The organism is Mesorhizobium sp. M0276, assembly GCF_040321755.1.
In the GTDB taxonomy this organism is placed as follows: domain Bacteria; phylum Pseudomonadota; class Alphaproteobacteria; order Rhizobiales; family Rhizobiaceae; genus Mesorhizobium.
Genome location: NZ_JAMYSC010000021.1, coordinates 1 through 18,491, shown reverse-complemented (window position 1 = coordinate 18,491; position 18,491 = coordinate 1). Strand labels below are relative to the sequence as shown.

Sequence of the window (18,491 nt, the reverse complement as noted above, 5' to 3'; positions counted from 1 at the left end):
AAGCCCTTCTTCTGAGCCGGACCGAGAGCGTAATGCGTGCCTCGTCACATTCTCGCCTTACGCCAATTTAGTGGTGAGTGATCATTCACTCACCACTAAGGGGCGTTGCCTCAGAGAGGTCTTGAATGGCAAAAATCCTTGTTACCGGGGGAACAGGGCATCTCGGCCGCGATCTTGTGCCGGCGTTGAACGAGGCTGGGCACATTGTCCGGCTGCTCGCCAGAAAAACCGGGCAAGACAGTTCCGTTGAGTGGGCTCGAGGCGATCTCGCAACCGGCGACGGCATCGATGAAGCTCTTGTCAGCATCGACACGGTCATACACGCCGCGACGCTGTCGCCGATCGCCAGGCGCGGCATGAGGCTGATAGATTTCTTCTCAAGTCCGGCCAGCGTCGATGTCGAGGGCACGCGGCATTTGCTTGCCGCGTCGCGGCGCGCCGGCGTAAGCCACTTCATCTTCGTGTCGATCGTTGGCCTAGAATTCAGCCGCCTGCCCTATGCCCGAGTAAAACTGACAGGCGAACAGCTTGTACGAGAGTCCTCGCTCCCATGGTCGGTCATCCGCGCCACGCCGTTCTATTACCTTCTGGCCAAGATGCTCGGCGGGCTGGAATGGCTGCCGGTCTGGCCGCTTCCGACCTCGCCCTCAAATCCGGTGGATACACGCGACGTGGCCCGCTATCTCGCACAGGCTGTCACCGATGGGAAAAGGGGCATGCGTACGGAGATAGGTGGCCCGGACGTGATGCCTTTCTCGAGTTTCGCGCGGCAATACCGCGACGCGCTTGGGCTAGCACGTTTCGTCCTGCCGCTGCCTATCAGTCGAAAGATGGGTCTTAGAATGGGCTTGGCCGAAACCGCCGAGCGCTTTGGCGAAAGGACCTGGAAGAGTTGGCTTTCCGAACAACGCCGAAGCGCCCGCTAGTCGAATCCGATCTCTGCATCGCCGGCACGAGCGATCGTCGATGCTGGCAGGTATTAATGTCGATTGCGAATCCATTCATCAGGTCACTGAGCCAGGAGCAGCCATGAAGCCGCCATCAATCGGACGCGAGCGTATTGTGCGCGCGGCTATCCGCCTGTTTGGTGAACGCGGCTACGATCGGACAAGCGTTCCCGATATCCAGGAAGCAGCAGGTCTGTCGCGCGGCTCCGGCGCGCTCTACAAGCATTTCTCTTCGAAAGAGGACTTGCTTGCCGCCGCGATCGAGCAATTCGTCGGCACTGCGCGGGAAGGCCGGGCGGAACTTGGCGAGAAGGCGCTTTCCAGCGAGGAGGGCTCGCGGAGACTTGTGGGAAGCATGCTTGAAAAACTCGGCGCCAATCGCGAGGTGAACGTTTTGCCTCCGCCTGGAGTGATTTGTTAGTGCAAGGGCTCAAGCCCCCGACTTAACCTATATCCGAAGGCGGTATCTTCTCACCCTCCAGCTTGGCGCGTTTCGAATAGGCGCGCACGCTGAACGGCAGGAAGATCAGGTAGCCGGCGACCGACGCCGTCAGCGTGTACCAGGGATAGGTCATCAGCAGGAGCACATAGAGCACGACACCAAGGATAATCGGCAGCACCTTGTCGCCCGGGATTCTCAGGTTCTTGCCGGAATAGACCGGCAGCCGGCTGACCAGCAGGAAGGCGACCAGAATGGTGAAGCCGGTGGCGACGAAAGCGGCTGGACGACTGGGCTCCAGTCCGGTGCGGAGGAAATAAAGATAGAGCGGCAGCATCACCAGCACGGCGCCCGCCGGCGCCGGCACGCCGACGAAATATTCGGACTGCCATAGGGGGCGATCGGCCTTCTCGTCGTCAAGCACGTTGAACCGGGCGAGCCGCAGCCCGCAGGCGATGGCAAACAGAAGTGCGGCGATCCATCCCGGCGAGCCGGCGCGGTCGAGCAGGAAGGCATAGAGCACCAGAGCCGGTGCGACGCCGAAATTGACGATGTCGGCCAGCGAATCCATCTGCGCGCCAAATTTCGAGGTCGCCTTCAGCATCCGCGCCAGGCGGCCGTCAATGCCGTCGAGGAATGCCGCCAGCAGTACCATCACCACTGCCGGCTCGAAACGGCCTTCGAAGCCGAATCGGATGCCGGACAGACCGGCGCAGATGGCCAGCACGGTGACCAGATTGGGCAGCACCATGCGCATAGGGATTTCCCGGATGCGCGGACCGCCGCTGGCATGGGCCTCGAACTTTTTGTATTGCGTGCCCACGGTCAGGAAATCCGAACAAGAGGCGTGCCGGCCACACCGCCGAATTCGGCAAGCACGGTTTCGCCGCCGACCGCCGTCTGGCCAACGGCAACACGCGGCGTGGCGGCCAGCGGCAGGAACACATCGACGCGCGAACCGAAGCGGATCAGGCCGAAGCGCTCGCCGATGGCGATCGAGCCGCCGGCCTCGGCCCAGCAGACGATGCGCCGCGCCACCAGGCCGGCGATCTGGACGGCGGCGACCGTACCGTTGGGGCTCTCGATAACCAGGCCGTTGCGCTCGTTCTCGGTGCTCGCCTTGTCGAGTTCGGCATTGAGGAATTTTCCAGGCCGATGCTCGATCCTGGCAATACGGCCACGCACCGGGGCGCGGTTCACGTGGCAGGAGAAGACGTTCATGAACACCGAGATGCGGGTCATTTCGACATTGCCGAGGCCGAGTTCGCGAGGCGGCACGGCCGGCCCGACCGCAGAAATGATGCCGTCTGCGGGGCTGACCACGAGGTGGTCGTCGACCGGCGTGACGCGCTCGGGATCACGGAAGAAATAGACGCACCAGCCCGTCAGGATAAGGCCCATCCAGAACAGGATCGAAGAGAAATAGCCGAGGAAGAGCGTTGCCGCGCCAAAGGCCGCGATGAAGGGATAGCCTTCGCGATGGATCGGTACGAACGCGTTCTTGACCGTATCGACAAGGCTCATCGGGTACAAACGGGCTCCGTTTCAATTGCGGCCTCAATAGCCGAAAGCCCCCCTCGCCGCAACGCAACAATCGGCAAGGCATTGATTGCAGCCGCTCCTCGGCCTCAGTCGTTGTTGACAGCGCCCCGACCTGACCGGGAAAAAACCCATTGCCCGGGAAAACCCATTGCCATTGTCGGGGCGAGCCATCCTCGCCCGTCCTTGAAGAGGTGGCGCTTGCATCGATCCAGCCAAGGTAGGCGAAGCGCCCGTGAGTCGACCCGAGGAGCCAGCAATGCCGTCGAAAAAATCAGCAACCTCTCAAGCGTATCTCATCACTGCCGGCCTCGCCTTCGGGGAATCGCCGCGCTGGCACGACGGACGGCTCTGGGTCTGCAATTGGGGGACCGGCGAGATCGTCGCTGTCGATGCCGACGGCAACCGCGAGGTCACGCTCACCGTGCCAGCTGTCCTGCCCTACTCCATCGACTGGCTGCCGGATGGCCGTCTGCTTGTCATCTCCGGTCGCGACGGCTTGCTTCTGCGACAGGAAGCAGATGGAAGGCTCGTCACCCATACCGATTTGCGCAGCCTCTCGAAAAGCCCGTGGAACGAGATCGTCATCGACGGGCGCGGCAACATCTATGTCAATGGCGGCGGCCCGGCGCCGGCGCCGGGCGAGCATTTCGGTCCCGGCACGATCGTGCTGGTCACGCCGGACGGTGAGGTCCGGCAAGTAGCCGAGAATATCGCCTTTGCCAACGGTATGGCGGCCACCCCGGACAACAAGACGCTGATCGTCGCCGAATCGCATGCCAACAGGCTGACTGCCTTCGACATCGCGGCCGACGGCACTCTGTCCAACCGGCGGGTCTGGGCTGATGTGGACGGCTATCCCGACGGCATCTGCCTCGATGCCGAGGGGGCGATCTGGTATGCGGATGTTCCCAACAAGCATTGCGTGCGCGTGAGCGAAGGCGGTGAGGTCTTGCAGACGGTCGTTGTCGATCGCGGCTGCTTTGCCTGCATGCTGGGCGGCACCGACAGGAAAACGCTGTTCATTCTCGCCGCCGAATGGCGTGGCTTCGAGCACATGGTCAGCGACGCGCGCACCGGCCAGGTGCTCAGCGTGGACGCACCGGCACCCGGCGTCGGCTGGCCGTAGGAAATCCTATTACAGTCCGGGAACACGCCGATAGTTGGCGATGTCGGCCCGAACACCGAGCCGGGCGATCGTCTCCTGCGGGTTGAAGGCGATGCGCTCGTGCGCCGCCTTGACGATCGGCACGACATTGTCGACGGCCGCCTGGCTCTCCCATTCGACGATGGTGACGAGGTTGAATTCGCCCGGCCCCGAGAATTGCTCGAGCAGGAAATCCTGCACGAAGCCCTGCTGCAGGCGCAGCAATTCATGCGTTGTCCGGACCTTGGCGAGTATCTCCTCGCGAGCGGCGGCCGGGACGACGAATTTGTCCACCCTGAACACGCTGCCGCCGTTAACGTTCTGATTTCCCTTGCTCATTTCGATCATTCCGTTCTTGGATCATGTTGCTTCCGGGCTCCAAGAACGACCTACAATCTCAACTTAATTGAGGTCAAGCGGAAATTTCTTCCTTCTCATCTGGTAGGCGGCTCACCTGGTAGGCGGCATCAATTCACCTCGGATAGCCGGCGGCGAACGATGACGCCAAGTTCGTCGCCCTCGCGGGCGATGCGCAGCCGCTCCTCGGCCTCCGTTGCCTCGCGCTGGCGATCCCACATCGAGGCGTAGAGGCCATGCTTGTGCATCAGTTCGGCATGCGTTCCGCGCTCGGCGATCTGGCCGTCCTGCAGCACGATGATCTCGTCGGCCGTAATCACCGTCGACAGCCGGTGGGCGATGACGATGGTGGTGCGACCGCGGCTGACCAGGTCGAGCGCCGCCTGGATTTCCTGCTCGGTGTGGCTGTCGAGGGCCGAAGTCGCTTCGTCGAGCATCAGGATCGGCGGGGCTTTCAGGATGGTGCGGGCGATCGCCACGCGCTGCTTCTCGCCGCCCGAGAGTTTCAGCCCACGCTCACCGACCATCGATTTGTAGCCGTCTGGCAGCCGCTCGATGAAGGGGCCGATCTGGGCGAGTTCGGCAGCCTTGCGCATATCCTCCTCGCTGGCACCGATGCGGCCGTAGCGGATGTTGTAGGCGATGGTGTCGTTGAACAGCACAGTATCCTGCGGCACCATGCCGATTGCTCCGCGCAGGCTCTCCTGCGTCACGTCCCTGATATCCTGGCCGTCGATCAGCACCTGGCCGTCCTGGACATCGTAGAAGCGGAATAGAAGCCGCGAGATGGTCGACTTGCCGGCGCCCGATGGCCCGACAATGGCGACGGTCTTGCCGGCGGGCACCTCGAAGCTGACGCCCTTCAGGATCTTGCGGTTCGGGTCGTAGGAGAATTGAACGTCGCGGAACTCGACCTTGCCGGCGCTGACAGATAGTGGTTTCGCATCCGGCCTGTCGACGATCTCCTGCGGCACATCCAAAAGGTCGAACATCTGCTCGATATCGGTCAGCCCCTGGCGGATTTCGCGGTAGATGAAGCCGATGAAATTGAGCGGAACCGACAACTGCATCAGCATGGCGTTGATGAAGACAAAATCGCCGACCGTCTGCGTGCCGGCCTGCACCTCCAGCGCCGACATGCACATGACGATGACTGTGCCGAGGCCAAAGATGATGCCCTGGCCAAAATTCAGCCAGCCAAGCGAGGTCCAGATGCGCGTCGCCGATATCTCGTAGCGTGCCATGGAGCGGTCGAAGCGCTCGGCCTCCATGCCCTCATTGTTGAAATACTTGACGGTCTCGTAATTGAGCAGCGAGTCGATCGCCTTGGTGTTGGCATCGGTGTCGCTGTCGTTCATGTCGCGGCGGATCGAGATGCGCCAGTCGCTGGCGCGGACCGTGAACCAGACATAGACCCAGACAGTGACCGCGACGACCGCCACATATTTCCAGCCATAGGTGTAGGCGAAGATGCCGGTGGTCAGCGCGAATTCGAGAATGGTCGGCGCCGTGTTGAGCATGATGAAGCGCACGATCGTCTCGATGCCCTTGGTGCCGCGTTCGATGATGCGCGACAGGCCGCCGGTGCGGCGCTCGAGATGAAAGCGCAGCGACAGTTGGTGCATGTGGACGAAGGTGCGGAAGGCAAGCTGGCGCACCGCGTATTGGCCAACGCGGGCAAACAGCGCGTCGCGCAACTGATTGAAGCCAAGCTGCACCAGGCGCACGACATTGTAGGCGACGACCAGCATGACGGGCGCCAGCAGAAAGCTCGGCAGCGGCGGCACCGATTTGGCGTCACCGGCCAGCGCGTCGGTCGCCCATTTGAAAAAATAAGGACCGGCGACCAGCGTCAGCTTGGCCACAACCAACAGAAGCGTCGCCCACGTGACCCGGGCTCTTAGATCCGCACGATCCGCCGGCCACATATAGGGCCACAGGTTGAGCAGCGTCTTGAAGGTCGAGGAGTCGGAGACGGTTTTTTTGGCCATTCTTTGTGCCTTCTTCTTATGTCTTTTTGACCATGATCTCTTCCGAAAACCGGGCTCCACTTTTCGGGATCATGGTTCTAGCGGCCGGAGCAGCAGGAATTGACGAGCGCGGTCAGCGACATCGAGACGTCGGCGAGCGCGGCGTGGTCGATCGCATAGCGCGAACGCTGGCGATCAGGCTCGAAGCGGACCAGCCCGGCTTCGACCAATATCTTCAAATGCTGTGACACGGTGGACTGCGCCAGATCGAAACGATCGACGACCTCGCGGCAGCAACAGGAATTGCTGCCCGACAGGTATTTCAGGATTTCGATACGCGCAGGGTGCGAAAGCGCGGCAAGCCGGGCGGCCACGGCGCGGCTGTCAGGGGCCTCAGACCCGGAGCGAAGTGTATGGGTTTCGAAGGGGCTGTCGCTCATCGTCCATCGGCGATAAACGATGGTTGGCGCTACCGCAAGCTACTCTTCTGGGCAGACCAGATAGCGGCTAACGCTGTGAGATGGACTTCTCGATCCCCGGGATATCGGCTATCCGTTCAGCCAGAAAGTCGACCAGCAGGCGAACCCTTGCAACGCCCGCGCGCTCCGGGACGATCAGCATGTTCAACGGGACGGACGGCAGCTGCTCCCGCCATTTGTCGCCTACAGCGTCGACCGCTTCGGTGAAGCCGACTTCGAGCCCGCTGCCGAGCTCCTGCGCGAGCGAATGAGAACGCTCGCTACCGCGCTGCCCATTCCCTATCGCCGACAGAATGGCGGCGACTATTTGATTCCGAGCATGAGGCTACGCCCCGACCTGGGCGATCAGAACATGACCGGGTTCAAACTTCACCTAAGCGGCTCAACGAGCTAGCTGACTTCGACCTCTGGAAAGCCTTGTCTCTAGTTGGTCTTTGTCGTCACCTGCTTGCCCATCGCCTTGAGGTCGGCGGCTTCGCCTTCCTTGGACTTTTCCGGGACCTTGAACACCTGTCCCGGCCAGATGCGATCAGGATCGCTGATCTGATCCTGGTTGGCGAGGTAGATGGTCGAAAAGCGCATGCCATGACCGTAGACACGCCGTGAAATCCGCCAAAGCGTGTCGTGGCGGTGGATGATGACGGCGCCGTCCGCATGTTCGAGCTTGGGCGCCACAGTCTCGGGCACATCGCTTGGCGGCGTGGCTGCCACCACAACGGCCGGAGCTTCACTGGCCGCTGCTGCGGGAGCAGCCGCTTCAGCGGCCGGAGCGGCAGGCGCTTCGGTGCCAGCAGGTTCGGCAGGCTTGAGCTCCGCGGGCGCCACGGCGGCGATCGATTCACCCGGCTCGCGCTCGAACGGCACGGCGGCGCGTGCCACCACTTTCACGCCGTCGGTATCGAGACCGTCGACATGGATGGTGTAGCTGCCGACCGGAATGTCGCGCGTCGCCTCGACGAGGAAATGGCCGTTCGGCGAAGTCTGAGCGTCACCGAGCAGGATATCATTGGCATAGGCGCGCACCTTGCGGCCCGGATCTGAGAGGCCGGCAACAAATATCTTGTTGCCGTCGATCTCCACCGCCTCGACGACGATCTTGGGTTCGGACACGTCTGGCGCAGCCGGCGCCGATGGGGCTGCCGGAGCAGGTGACGCTTCAGCCACGGCCGGCGCCGGAGCCGGCGCGGCTGGTGCCGAAGCAGTTGCGGGCGCCACCGCGGGAGCAGCCGGCGCGGCGGCCTGGTCGCCGGCAGCCGGGGCGGCCGGCTTTGCCTCGGGCGCGGGAACGGTGAGCAGTTCGGCCGGCTTGCCCGGCTCCTCGACCATCGCCAGCACCTGGCCGGCCGCATTCTTGGGAACCGAGACGACTGCGGTCTGCACCGAGGGCGTCACGACATCGCCGGTGGTCGCGCGCAGGGCAATCGTATAGTCGCCAGGCTTCAACGGATCGTCGAGCACGATGACAAAGGCGCCGTCGGGACCGGCGACCGTCGAACCGAGCACGGGCGTGCCGTTGAGGATCTCGACCTTCGCGTTGGGCGCCGCGTTGCCGGCAATCACAATGGAGCCATTGCTCTCGACGCGCACGACATCGAAGGACGGTGCGATCGGACCGGCCGCAGCTGGCGCTGCCGGAACCGCTGCACCCGTTGCCGGTGCGGCCGGCGCCGCTGTCTGGGGCACCGCGGCAGGCGCGGCCGGCACAGCCGCTGGCGGCAGCCGCGCTTCCGTGCCGGGATCAGCCGGTTTCGGCGCCGCGGGCGGCGTCAAGGCCGCCACTTGCGGCGGCGGTGTCGGATTAAGATACGGGTCGAGCGCACCCGATACATAGGCGGTCCCCGCGGCCGCAACGGTCCCACCCGCTACGAACAGGAACGCCTTCAATGGATTAATCACCATATTTCGCTACCCCTTAGCCACCTAACGCCGGTCTAGCCTGTTTTGCCCATGTCGACAAGAAAGAGGGACCGACAAGAAAAAGCCCGAGCTTGTTGACCCTTGGGGCTTGACCGCGCTTTCAGACCCAATCACCAATCATCAGCATGAACACGATTCGATCCGTTTGCGTCTATTGCGGCTCGTCTCCGGGCCGCGATGAAATTTATATCAAGGCCGGGCACCTGCTCGGGCGCTCGATCGCCAAAGCGGGCCTGCGGCTAATCTATGGCGGCGGCACCAAAGGCATCATGGGCGCCGTCGCCGAAGGCGCCCTGCGCGCCGGCGGCAAGGTGACGGGCATCATTCCGCGCTTCCTGATCAACAAGGAGGCGACGGAAACCGCGCTTGATCGGCTCGACGAACTCGTGATCACCGACAACATGCATGAGCGTAAACACAAGATGTTCGAGAAATCCGACGCCTTTGTGGCGCTGCCGGGCGGCATCGGCACGGTCGAGGAGATTGTCGAGGTCATGACCTGGGCGCAGCTAGGCCATCACCGCAAGCCGATCGTCTTCGGCAATGTAGGAGGATTCTGGGACCCGATGCTGGCGTTGCTCGATCACATGGCCGCCGAGGGCTTCATCCACACCGCGCAGCGAGTCAGGCCGCTGGTGGTCGACGACCCCGAAGCGATCGTCGCCGCCATCATGGTGGCTGGGTCCTCCGTCGACGCCCCGACCGAGGGCGTGCAGTCGGTGATAGACAAGATGTGACAGAATAGGGAATAGGCAGTAGGGAATAGGCAGTAGGCAGTATGAATGCCGGGGAACGGCAACCTCTACTGCCTACTGCCTACTGCCTACTGCCTACTGCCCTACTGCCTGCCGCAGATCAGCGATCACCGCGCGGCGGTCATGACGACGCCAGGCAAGATAGATGGAAACCGTGCGCTCGAACCATGGCAGGTCGCGAAACACGATCCGCGGCGGAGCGGCGGCACGCAGGCTGGCCTGCACCGTCGCCAGGCCGAGGCCGGCGCTGACCAGACCAAGCGAGGTCAGCGGGTCCGCCGTCTCATAGGCGATGTCGGGCAGAAAACCGGCTTTGGCGCAGGCGGCAAGGAATTGCCCGCGGTTGGTGTCGTCGGGCTGGCGCACGACCGTGATCCAGGTGCGGCCGTCGAGGTGATGCGGCCCGATCTCCGATATTTGAACAAGCGGATCATCTTCGGGGATCGCCAGCACCAGCGGCTCATGCCGCAGCGCCATGGCGGCGACATCCGGGTCATCGTCGGCTGGCGGCGAATAGACAAAGCCCAGATCGAGCACCCGCTGCCGCAGCCCCTCCAGCTGCGCCGCCGAACGCAGGCTTCGCAACTGAAGGTGAAAGTCTGGCCGGTCGCGGCGGAACTGGCGCAGCATGCCTGCAACAAGCCCGGCATGCACGGCGCCTTCGACGTAGCCGATGGCAAGACGGCCGACGGCGCCGCTGGCCAGGTTGCGGCCGAACTCCTCCAGTCGTCGCGCATTGGACAGCAGCGAACGGGCCTCCGCGAGGAAGGCGCGACCCTCGGCGTTAAGATGGACCCGCTGCTTCGACCTCTCAAACAGGGAGACGCCAAGCTGCTCCTCGAGCTGCATGATCTGCCTGCTGAGCGGCGACTGCGAGATATGCAGCATCTCGGCGGCGCGACCCACATTGCCGGCTTCGGCGACGGTGACGAAATACCTGATCTGGCGCAGGTCGAACATTTTTTCTCCGAGGTTCCAAGTCCTCATAGGTCTTAACTCTAGCCTAATCAGTCTTAGACAGTCTGACCAGTGGAAGTGATACTCGGCCATCCCAACCAAAGGAGACCGACATGCAGTTCTTTGCCCTTCTCACTCGCAACACCGAAAAGTTTACCGATGCCGATTTCGCGCCGCTGCTGCCCGGTGAGGCCGAACAGCGCCGCACGCTTTACGCCGAAGGCGCGGTCCGCCAGGTATGGAACCGCGGCGATATACCAGGCAGTGGCATGATGTTCGAGGCCGGCAGCGACGCGGACGTGCGCGGCCATCTCGCCACCTTGCCCCTGATCAAGGCCGGCATGATGGATATCTCCGCAATCGTGCCGCTCAATCCTTACCCTGGGTTCGGCCCGAAGCGTTGAGAGGACGCAATCCGGTGGCGGCGAAGGCGTCACCACCGGATTGACGCAGGCGATCGGCAGGCTGTGATCGCCTGTCAAGAAACGGTCACACGAAATCGGGTTCGCACGTGCTAGAAATTGGGATCAGGCGACCGCCAAGCGGCGCCATGTTCGAAACCTGAATCTGGCGCCTCGCCCATGGATATCGCTCTCGCCCCGGAAGGCACTGACCTGTCGCCTTACCTGCCTGACGAGCACGGGTTGTTCTTCATCTATCACTTCACCGCAGAGGGCGTGCGAACCAGGGACGCAGCCGCCGCGCACTGGACATGGCGCAGCTATCAGATCACTGACCTGCACGCACGCCAGGAGATCGGCGCCGAAAGGGCTTTGCCGGGGCCGGTGCGCGACGCCTTCCTTGCCCCGAGCCATGGCTGCCACATCGACTTCGAGGATGGCTGGCTCTATGGCGATCTGCCGGATCTCAGGCACGACTTTTCGGAGGCGCGCGGACTCGTCCATTTCCGCTTCGCCTTCAACGACACGATGCTGATCGGCGCTCGCAAGCAGCCGCTGGAATCGGTCGACGCCGTCCGCAAGGCGGTGGAAAATGGATCGCGGAAATTCCGCTCGCCGGCGGAACTGATCGAGGCGGTCACGGGCCAGTCGCTCGACGGCATGTCGGCCGAGCTCCGCAAGCTGGGCGACATGCTCGACGGCATCGAGGACCGTGTCGTGCGCGATGCATGGCACAATGAACGACAAGCGCTGGTCGAGGCGCGCCGACAATTGGTGGTGATCCATCGGCAGATGGCGACGATCACCAATCTGTTCCGGCATCTCGATCATTCGCATCGCAACGAGCTGCCTGACCCGATCAACGACATGGCGGTCAGGCTCTCGCAACGGGCGCATACGCTCTATCATGACGGCGAGCAGTTGCAGGCGCGCACAAGGCTGTTGCAGGACGAGCTGATGGCCAAGCTGACCATGCAGTCGAACCAGCTCCTCTATGTTCTCTCTGTCATGACGGCGGTGCTGTTGCCGATGACCATCATCTCAGGCCTGTTCGGCATGAATGTCGGCGGGCTGCCGCTGGTCAACACGCCGATGGGTTTTTGGGTGGTGTCAGCAGTATCGCTCGTTATCGCCGCGGCTACCTATCTGTTCGTCCGACGGCTCGGCCGGGGGATGTAACGTCAGTACCTTTCACGCCGAGGCGCGAAAATCCTCGAGGACGGTGCCAGTGGCGGCGACTTCCGCTTCATGGTCGGGCTCGCGCCAGGTCTCGGCAAGGCCATCCGCATACCATTCGCGCATCGCCGGCAAGGCAAGCAATTGCGCCGGGTAGGCGGCGGCCGCCCCTTCGAAAACGAGCCCGTACGACTGAGCCCGAAATGCCACGGGCGCAAAGAAGGCGTCGACGGCGGTAAAATGAGCGCCGGCCAGAAACGGCCCGCCGAAACGGGCAAGACCATCGTTCCAGAGATCGCCGAGGCGCAAAAGATCCTGCCTCAGCGCGTCGGACATCGGAAACGGCTTTACCCGCACGCCGCAACTCATCGGGCATGAACCGCGCAGTGCGGTGAAGCTCGAATGCATTTCGGCGGCGGCCGAGCGTGCCCAGGCGCGCGCCTTGGCTTCGACGGGCCAAACGCCATGGTGGCGCTCCGCCAGATATTCGGCGATGGCGAGCGAATCCCAGACCGCCCAACCATCGTCGATCAGGCACGGCACACGGCCGCTGGGTGAAAACGACCGGTAAAGCTCCCAACTCGATCCGGTCGGGAACGGCGTCAGCCGCTCCTCGAACGGGATATCCAGCGCTCGCATCAGCACCCATGGCCGCAGCGACCACGAGGAATAGTTCTTGTTGGCGATATGCAGCAGGTACATCCGAAATCCCTTACTGTGCGAGCTTCGGCGCAGCCCTGCGCGCGGTCGTCAACATCGACCAGGAATACATCGCCAGTGCCGTCCAGATCAGAGCGAAGGCGATGGCCTGGGTGGTGCCGAAAGGCTCATCGAAGATCAGCACGGCGATCAGGAACACCATGGTCGGCGCGATGTACTGCATGATGCCGATGGTGGAGAGGCGCAGCAGCTTGGCGCCGAAGGCGAACAACAGCAGCGGCACCGATGTGACCGGACCGCAGCCCATCAGCAATGCCGTATCGGCACCGCTGCTGGATACGATGTGGTCCTGTCCGGTCGCGATCAGATAGATGATGTAGCCAAGCGCCGGCACCGACAGCAAAAGCACTTCGAGCAGAAACCCCTGGCTGGGGCCGATCGGCAGCGTCTTGCGAAAGAAGCCGTAGGCGGCGAAGGAAAACGCCAAAGCCAGCGACACCCAGGGCAGCTTGCCGCCTTCGATGGTCAGTACCGCGACGGCGACCGCCGCCAGTACCACGGCTGCGATCTGCAGACGGTCAAGCCGCTCGCCAAGCAACAGCGCGCCGACGACGACGCTGACCAGCGGATTGATGTAATAGCCGAGCGCGGTTTCGACCGTGCGGTCGACCGCGATCGCCCAGACGTAGACGCCCCAGTTGACCGAGATCAGCGCCGCCGTCAGCGCGGCCATGGCGATGGTGTGGGGTGAGCGAAGTGCTGCCTTGAAATCCGCCGTGCGGCCGGCCCAGACCAGAACGGCGGCGGCGATCGGCACCGACCAGACGATGCGGTGGGCAATGACTTCGGCGAGCGGCAGATGCGCCACGGCCTTCATGTAGAAGGGCAGCATTCCCCACAGCAAATAAGCGCCCAGTGCAAGCAGGAAGCCGCGACGGGCCTTGGAATCAGCGTCCAGGGTAATTGCTTCAGTGGCCATGGGCCAACGCTATGGCCCAGCCACTTTGCCAAGACCATCGCAAAGTTCTGATGGATCAATGGACTTTCGCTGATGGTTCAACCCTATTCGGCAGCCACCAGTCCCGCCATTTCGCGGTTCTTCATCAGCTTGTAGACGATGGAATCCATCAGCGCCTGGAACGAGGCGTCGATGATGTTTTCGGACACGCCTACCGTCCACCAGCGCGCGCCGGTGCCGTCATGCGATTCGATCAGGACGCGGGTGATCGCCTCGGTGCCGCCATTGAGGATACGCACTTTGAAGTCGGCGAGCTCCATGTCGGCGATCTCGCCCTGGAACTTGCCGAGATCCTTGCGCAACGCGATGTCGAGTGCGTTGACCGGGCCATGCCCCTCGGCCACCGACATCTTCTCCTCGCCGTCGACCATCACCTTCACGATCGCTTCGGACACCGTCTTCAACTGACCGTTGGCGTCGAAGCGGCGCTCGACCATGCAGCGGAACGAGGTGACGTTGAAGAACTCAGGCAGGCCGTGCAGCATCTTGCGCGCCAGAAGCTCGAAGCTGGCGTCGGCGCCCTCATAGGCATAGCCCTCGGCCTCGCGTTCCTTGACTACCGATATCAGCGCGTCGAGCCGGTGATCGTCCTTCGGCACGTCGATGCCGCGCCGCTTCAGTTCGGCGAGGAAATTGGCCTTGCCGCCCTGGTCCGAAACCATGACGCGGCGGCGGTTGCCGACCGTTTCCGGAGGCACATGCTCATAGGTCGCCGGCTCCTTGGCCAGCGCCGAGGCGTGGATGCCGGCCTTGGTGGCGAAGGCGGAAGCGCCGACATAGGGCGCTTGCGCTTCCGGCGCGCGGTTCAAGAGTTCGTCGAAGGCGCGCGACAGGCGCGAAATGCCGGTCAGCGCTTCAGTCGAAATGCCCGTCTCAAAACGGTCGGCGAAGGCCGACTTCAGCGCCAGCGTCGGCACGATCGAGATCAGATTGGCGTTGCCACAGCGCTCGCCGATGCCGTTGAGCGTGCCCTGGATCTGGCGCACGCCGGCCTCGACCGCAGCCAGCGAATTGGCCACGGCCTGGCCAGTGTCGTCATGGGCATGGATGCCGAGATGATCGCCTGACATACCGGACGAAATAACCTTCTCGACGATGGAGCGGACTTCCGACGGCTGGGTGCCGCCATTGGTGTCGCACAGCACCACCCAGCGCGCGCCGGCATCATAAGCGGTCCTGGCACAGGCCAGCGCATAGTCGGGGTTGGCCTTGAAGCCGTCGAAGAAATGCTCGCAGTCGACCAATGCCTCCTTGCCAGCGGCGATCGCCGCCTCGACGGAGGTCTTGATGGCGTCGAGGTTCTCCTCGTTGGTGCAGCCGAGCGCGACGCGGACGTGATAATCCCAGCTCTTGGCGACGAAGCAGATAGCGTCCGACTTAGATTGCACCAGTGAGGCAAGTCCGGGATCGTTGGACGCTGATACCCCTGCCCGCTTGGTCATGCCGAACGCGACGAATTTGGCACGGGTCGTCCGCTTCTCCTGGAAGAAGGCGGTGTCGGTCGGGTTGGCGCCGGGATAGCCACCCTCGACATAGTCGAGGCCGAAGGCGTCAAGCAGCTTGGCGATGGCGATCTTGTCCTCGACGGAAAAGTCGATGCCCGGCGTCTGCTGGCCATCGCGCAATGTGGTGTCGAAGAGATAGAGGCGTTGCTTTTTCATAGTCCTGCGGGTGCGCGAGCACCCCCCTCTGGCCTACCGGCCATCTCCCCCTCAAGGGGGGAGATCGGCAGCTCGAATGCTCCGCCATCTCTTGCTGCGCCGAATATTTGCGAAAGCCGAAATGCAAGCCAATCTCCCCCCTTGAGGGGGAGATGTCCGGCAGGACAGAGGGGGGCGAATGGCACTGTCATTTCTTCCCCGCAAAACCATCCGTCGCGCGGATCAGCCGGTCGAGGATACCCGGCTCGGAATACGCATGACCGGCACCCTCGATCAGGTGGAAATCCGCCTTCGGCCAGGCCTTGTGCAGCGCCCAGGCATAACGCGCCGGGCACGGCATGTCGTAGCGGCCGTGGACGATGGTGCCGGGAATATCCGCAAGCTTGTGCGCGTCGCGCAGCAGCTGCCCTTCCTCGAGCCAGCCGGCATGGACGAAATAGTGGTTCTCTATACGGGCGAAGGCGACGGCATAGTCGTCCTGCCCAAACGGTCCGCTGGTCTCCGGCTCCGGCAACAGCGTGATGGTTTCGCCTTCCCACAGGCTCCACGCGCGCGCTGCCTCGATCTGGGCCTTGTGGTCACTGCCGACCAGCCGCTTGCGATAGGCGGCCATCATGTCGCCACGCTCGGCCTCGGGGATCGGCGACAGGAACCGCTCCCATTTGTCCGGGAACATTTCAGAGACGCCGAACTGATAGTACCATTCGAGTTCGGCGCGCGTCAGCGTGTAGATGCCGCGCACCACCAGTTCGCTGACCCGTTCAGGGTGCGTTTCGGCATAGGCCAACGCCAGGGTCGAGCCCCAGGAGCCGCCGAACACCAGCCATTGGTCGAACCCGGCCATTTCGCGCAGCCGTTCGATATCGGCAACCAGATGCCATGTCGTATTGGCTTCGAGCGAGGCATTGGGCGTCGATTTTCCGCAGCCGCGTTGGTCGAACAGGATGACGTCGTATAGGCTCGGGTCAAACAGTCGCCGGTGTTTTGGCGAGATGGTGCCGCCCGGCCCACCATGCAGAAATACCGCCGGCTTGGCGCCCTTGGTGCCGGAACGCTCCCAGTAGACCCGATGGCCGTCACCGACATCGAGCATGCCGGAATCGAACGCCTCGATTTCGGGGTAGAGGGTACGCAATTGACAGCTCATAGTTGCAAACCTTTGATCGGCCAGTCCGCTGTTTCATGGTCGGGGTGCTGGAAGGAGATGATCTGCTCCTGCCTCGCGTAGTAGTCGGGGTCTTGGTGAACGGGCTGGTCGAAGATCGTCTCCACCCAGGGCAGCCGCGCTGCGTAATTGACCTGGATCTGCGGTGCCAGGTCCGAACGATCGTCGAAGGCGCCGATGGCGATCTCCAGTCCACCAGGCTGCCGATAGGTAAGCGGCGTCCCGCAGCGGGCGCAGAAGCCACGATCGATGTTGACCGACGACTGGAAGTAACTCGGCTCTTCATGGGTCCATTCGACGCCATCCCTGGGCACCGTCACCAGCGCACCGAAGAACGAGCCGAACTGCTTCTGGCACATGCGGCAATGGCAGATCGAGGGACGGCCGAGCGCTCCATGAATGCGGAAACGCACGGCGCCGCACTGGCAACCGCCGGTTCTTACCTGATCGGTCATGACTTCTCCTTTGGCGGCCATTGTTCGGTGTCGTGGTCTGGGTGCTGATAGGAGACGAGATCGGCCAGATAGGGGGCCGCCGACATATCGGCCATTGTCTCCTCGCCCGGCAGTTCCGGGATCGTATCGACATAGGGCAGCTTTGCCTCCGTGCCCCACTGGATCAACGGCACGATCTCCGCCGGATTGTCGAACGCACCGATCGCCAGCCCGACACCATCCGGCGCGGTGAAGGTCAGCGGCGTGCCGCAATTGGCACAAAAACCACGATCGACATGGTTGGATGAGCGAAAATATTTCGGCTCACCGCGCGTCCAGTCGAGCTTCGCCCCGCGCACTGAAACAAGCGGCGCGTAGAACGAGCCAAACGCCTTCTGGCACATGCGGCAATGGCAGATCGAAGCGTCTCCCAACGCGCCTTCGACGCGAAAGCGCACCGCGCCGCACTGGCAGCCGCCGGTATAGATCGGCCGATTGTCGAGGCTCATCGCCGCTCACTCCGTGGCATGGCAGACGGCCTCGACATTGTTGCCGTCGGGATCGAGGACAAAGGCGGCGTAGTAGTCCAGGTGATAGTGTGGTCTCAGGCCCGGCCCGCCATTGTCCTTGCCGCCGGCGGCAAGTGCCGCGGCATGGAAGGCTTCGACCTCGGCGCGGCTGCGCGCGGTGAAAGCGACGTGCTGGCGGTCCCTCGGCTTGTCCTTGCCGGTACTCAGCCAGAACACCGGGCGGTCACGGCCGTAGCCACCGACCTTGGCGCCGCCGGTGTATTCGAGCGGCACCATGTAAAGCAGCGAGGCCCCAAGCGGCGCCATCGCCTTGTCATAGAAAGCCTTCGAAGCGTCGAAATCGGCAACAGTGATGCCGAGATGGTCGATCATGAAATTGCCTCCCTTGCTCGTTCGCCCGCCGGCATTTCGGCGCCGGCAAGGCCGGCCTCGATCACGATGTGCTGGCAGACATTGTCGATATCGCGAATGACGTCGTCGTTCCAGAAGCGCAGGATGGTCCAGCCGCTACTCTTCAAATATGCGCTGCGCTCTGAATCGCGCTCGAAGTGCTCAGCGTCTGCGTGCTGGCTACCATCAACCTCAATGATCAGCTTTTTGTCCGAGCAGGCAAAATCGACGATATAAGGGCCGATTGGCACCTGCCGGCGGAAGCTTAAGCCCATTAGCCGATGCGCGCGAAGCTCGTTCCAGAGCTTCAGCTCGGCGTCGGTCATCACACGACGCATGGATTTTGCGTTCTTGCGCTGGCGTGATGGGACGAGGTCGTGACCCATCAGGCACCTTCGTACGAGAAGGGCTGCTAAACGTTGCAGAACAGGTCTACTCGGTGGAGCTGCCAATCTCCCCCCTTGCGCAGGACTGTCCGGGGAAAGTTATTCATATATGAAGGCCATCTGATTGAGGCAGGATCGGTCTCTTGGTCGGTTCGGATTGACC

21 protein-coding genes and 2 pseudogenes are annotated in these 18,491 nt (G+C 62.8%); 7 read left to right on the top strand and 16 right to left on the bottom strand.

Features of this window, described 5'->3' with window-relative positions:
- Positions 1-125 precede the first annotated feature (125 nt).
- Together NKJ01_RS17820 and NKJ01_RS17815 are read left to right on the top strand one after the other, a co-directional pair.
- Positions 126-926 carry an SDR family oxidoreductase gene (locus NKJ01_RS17820; RefSeq protein WP_352729791.1) on the top strand — a complete coding sequence of 267 codons (801 nt, stop codon included), beginning with the start codon at positions 126-128 and terminating at the stop codon, positions 924-926.
- 103 nt (positions 927-1,029) lie between these two features.
- Positions 1,030-1,368, top strand: a complete 339-nt coding sequence (locus NKJ01_RS17815; protein WP_352729789.1) for a TetR/AcrR family transcriptional regulator — start codon at positions 1,030-1,032, stop codon at positions 1,366-1,368.
- Between the two features lie 22 nt (positions 1,369-1,390).
- Here NKJ01_RS17815 and NKJ01_RS17810 read toward each other — a convergent pair whose 3' ends face one another.
- Together NKJ01_RS17810 and NKJ01_RS17805 are read right to left on the bottom strand one after the other, a co-directional pair.
- Positions 1,391-2,209 (bottom strand): CDP-alcohol phosphatidyltransferase family protein, encoded by an 819-nt coding sequence (locus NKJ01_RS17810; RefSeq protein WP_023761626.1) that lies wholly within the window; start codon positions 2,207-2,209, stop codon positions 1,391-1,393.
- A 2-nt stretch (positions 2,210-2,211) separates the two neighbouring features.
- Complete coding sequence (locus tag NKJ01_RS17805; RefSeq protein ID WP_352729787.1) at positions 2,212-2,910, bottom strand: phosphatidylserine decarboxylase; 699 nt, start codon at positions 2,908-2,910, stop codon at positions 2,212-2,214.
- Between the two features lie 274 nt (positions 2,911-3,184).
- Here NKJ01_RS17805 and NKJ01_RS17800 point away from each other — a divergent pair, with 274 nt between their 5' ends.
- The gene (locus tag NKJ01_RS17800; RefSeq protein WP_352729785.1) at positions 3,185-4,054 is read left to right on the top strand and encodes an SMP-30/gluconolactonase/LRE family protein; all 870 of its coding nucleotides are present in this window, start codon (positions 3,185-3,187) and stop codon (positions 4,052-4,054) included.
- Positions 4,055-4,063: 9 nt separating this feature from the next.
- On the opposite strand, the gene NKJ01_RS17795 is transcribed toward NKJ01_RS17800, so the two are convergent.
- The 4 genes and pseudogenes from NKJ01_RS17795 to NKJ01_RS17780 all read right to left on the bottom strand — a co-directional run.
- On the bottom strand, positions 4,064-4,411 hold the full coding sequence (locus NKJ01_RS17795) for an antibiotic biosynthesis monooxygenase family protein (RefSeq protein WP_352729783.1): 348 nt from the start codon (positions 4,409-4,411) through the stop codon (positions 4,064-4,066).
- Positions 4,412-4,539: 128 nt separating this feature from the next.
- Positions 4,540-6,420, bottom strand: coding sequence for an ABCB family ABC transporter ATP-binding protein/permease (locus NKJ01_RS17790; RefSeq protein WP_352599165.1), 1,881 nt, complete (start codon positions 6,418-6,420; stop codon positions 4,540-4,542).
- A 77-nt stretch (positions 6,421-6,497) separates the two neighbouring features.
- Positions 6,498-6,839 (bottom strand): ArsR/SmtB family transcription factor, encoded by a 342-nt coding sequence (locus NKJ01_RS17785; RefSeq protein ID WP_352729781.1) that lies wholly within the window; start codon positions 6,837-6,839, stop codon positions 6,498-6,500.
- A gap of 67 nt (positions 6,840-6,906) precedes the next feature.
- A pseudogene (locus NKJ01_RS17780) lies at positions 6,907-7,041 on the bottom strand (LysR family transcriptional regulator); the annotation flags it as partial.
- Here NKJ01_RS17780 and NKJ01_RS17775 point away from each other — a divergent pair.
- Positions 7,033-7,272 (top strand): annotated as a pseudogene (locus tag NKJ01_RS17775) (NAD(P)H-dependent oxidoreductase); the annotation flags it as partial. The pseudogenes NKJ01_RS17780 and NKJ01_RS17775 overlap by 9 nt on opposite strands.
- Before the next feature lie 29 nt (positions 7,273-7,301).
- Here NKJ01_RS17775 and NKJ01_RS17770 read toward each other — a convergent pair.
- A complete protein-coding gene (locus NKJ01_RS17770; protein ID WP_352729779.1) occupies positions 7,302-8,777 on the bottom strand; it encodes a LysM peptidoglycan-binding domain-containing protein in 1,476 nt (491 codons plus the stop codon).
- Between the two features lie 143 nt (positions 8,778-8,920).
- On the opposite strand from NKJ01_RS17770, the gene NKJ01_RS17765 reads away from it, so the two are divergent.
- Positions 8,921-9,532 carry an LOG family protein gene (locus NKJ01_RS17765; RefSeq protein ID WP_352599169.1) on the top strand — a complete coding sequence of 204 codons (612 nt, stop codon included), beginning with the start codon at positions 8,921-8,923 and terminating at the stop codon, positions 9,530-9,532.
- A 93-nt stretch (positions 9,533-9,625) separates the two neighbouring features.
- On the opposite strand, the gene NKJ01_RS17760 is transcribed toward NKJ01_RS17765, so the two are convergent.
- The gene (locus tag NKJ01_RS17760) at positions 9,626-10,510 is read right to left on the bottom strand and encodes a LysR substrate-binding domain-containing protein (RefSeq protein WP_352729777.1); all 885 of its coding nucleotides are present in this window, start codon (positions 10,508-10,510) and stop codon (positions 9,626-9,628) included.
- 110 nt (positions 10,511-10,620) lie between these two features.
- On the opposite strand from NKJ01_RS17760, the gene NKJ01_RS17755 reads away from it, so the two are divergent.
- Together NKJ01_RS17755 and NKJ01_RS17750 are read left to right on the top strand one after the other, a co-directional pair.
- The gene (locus NKJ01_RS17755) at positions 10,621-10,911 is read left to right on the top strand and encodes a muconolactone Delta-isomerase family protein (RefSeq protein ID WP_352729775.1); all 291 of its coding nucleotides are present in this window, start codon (positions 10,621-10,623) and stop codon (positions 10,909-10,911) included.
- A gap of 177 nt (positions 10,912-11,088) precedes the next feature.
- A complete protein-coding gene (locus tag NKJ01_RS17750; protein ID WP_352729773.1) occupies positions 11,089-12,087 on the top strand; it encodes a transporter in 999 nt (332 codons plus the stop codon).
- 12 nt (positions 12,088-12,099) lie between these two features.
- Here NKJ01_RS17750 and NKJ01_RS17745 read toward each other — a convergent pair whose 3' ends face one another.
- From NKJ01_RS17745 to NKJ01_RS17710, 8 genes are all read right to left on the bottom strand, one after another.
- On the bottom strand, positions 12,100-12,786 hold the full coding sequence (locus NKJ01_RS17745) for a glutathione S-transferase family protein (protein WP_352729771.1): 687 nt from the start codon (positions 12,784-12,786) through the stop codon (positions 12,100-12,102).
- A gap of 10 nt (positions 12,787-12,796) precedes the next feature.
- Positions 12,797-13,723 carry an EamA family transporter RarD gene (gene rarD / locus NKJ01_RS17740; protein WP_352729769.1) on the bottom strand — a complete coding sequence of 309 codons (927 nt, stop codon included), beginning with the start codon at positions 13,721-13,723 and terminating at the stop codon, positions 12,797-12,799.
- An 83-nt stretch (positions 13,724-13,806) separates the two neighbouring features.
- A complete protein-coding gene (cimA, locus tag NKJ01_RS17735; RefSeq protein WP_352729767.1) occupies positions 13,807-15,423 on the bottom strand; it encodes a citramalate synthase in 1,617 nt (538 codons plus the stop codon).
- A gap of 187 nt (positions 15,424-15,610) precedes the next feature.
- The gene (gene pip, locus NKJ01_RS17730; RefSeq protein ID WP_352729765.1) at positions 15,611-16,570 is read right to left on the bottom strand and encodes a prolyl aminopeptidase; all 960 of its coding nucleotides are present in this window, start codon (positions 16,568-16,570) and stop codon (positions 15,611-15,613) included.
- A complete protein-coding gene (locus tag NKJ01_RS17725; protein WP_031261007.1) occupies positions 16,567-17,043 on the bottom strand; it encodes a GFA family protein in 477 nt (158 codons plus the stop codon). The genes pip and NKJ01_RS17725 overlap by 4 nt, the downstream gene beginning before the upstream one ends.
- Complete coding sequence (locus NKJ01_RS17720; RefSeq protein WP_023762059.1) at positions 17,040-17,531, bottom strand: GFA family protein; 492 nt, start codon at positions 17,529-17,531, stop codon at positions 17,040-17,042. The genes NKJ01_RS17725 and NKJ01_RS17720 overlap by 4 nt, the downstream gene beginning before the upstream one ends.
- Positions 17,532-17,537: 6 nt before the next feature.
- A complete protein-coding gene (locus NKJ01_RS17715; protein ID WP_352599182.1) occupies positions 17,538-17,924 on the bottom strand; it encodes a VOC family protein in 387 nt (128 codons plus the stop codon).
- Entirely contained in the window at positions 17,921-18,328 is a 408-nt protein-coding gene (locus tag NKJ01_RS17710) for an endonuclease domain-containing protein (RefSeq protein WP_352729762.1), read from the bottom strand. The genes NKJ01_RS17715 and NKJ01_RS17710 overlap by 4 nt, the downstream gene beginning before the upstream one ends.
- Positions 18,329-18,491: the final 163 nt, after the last annotated feature.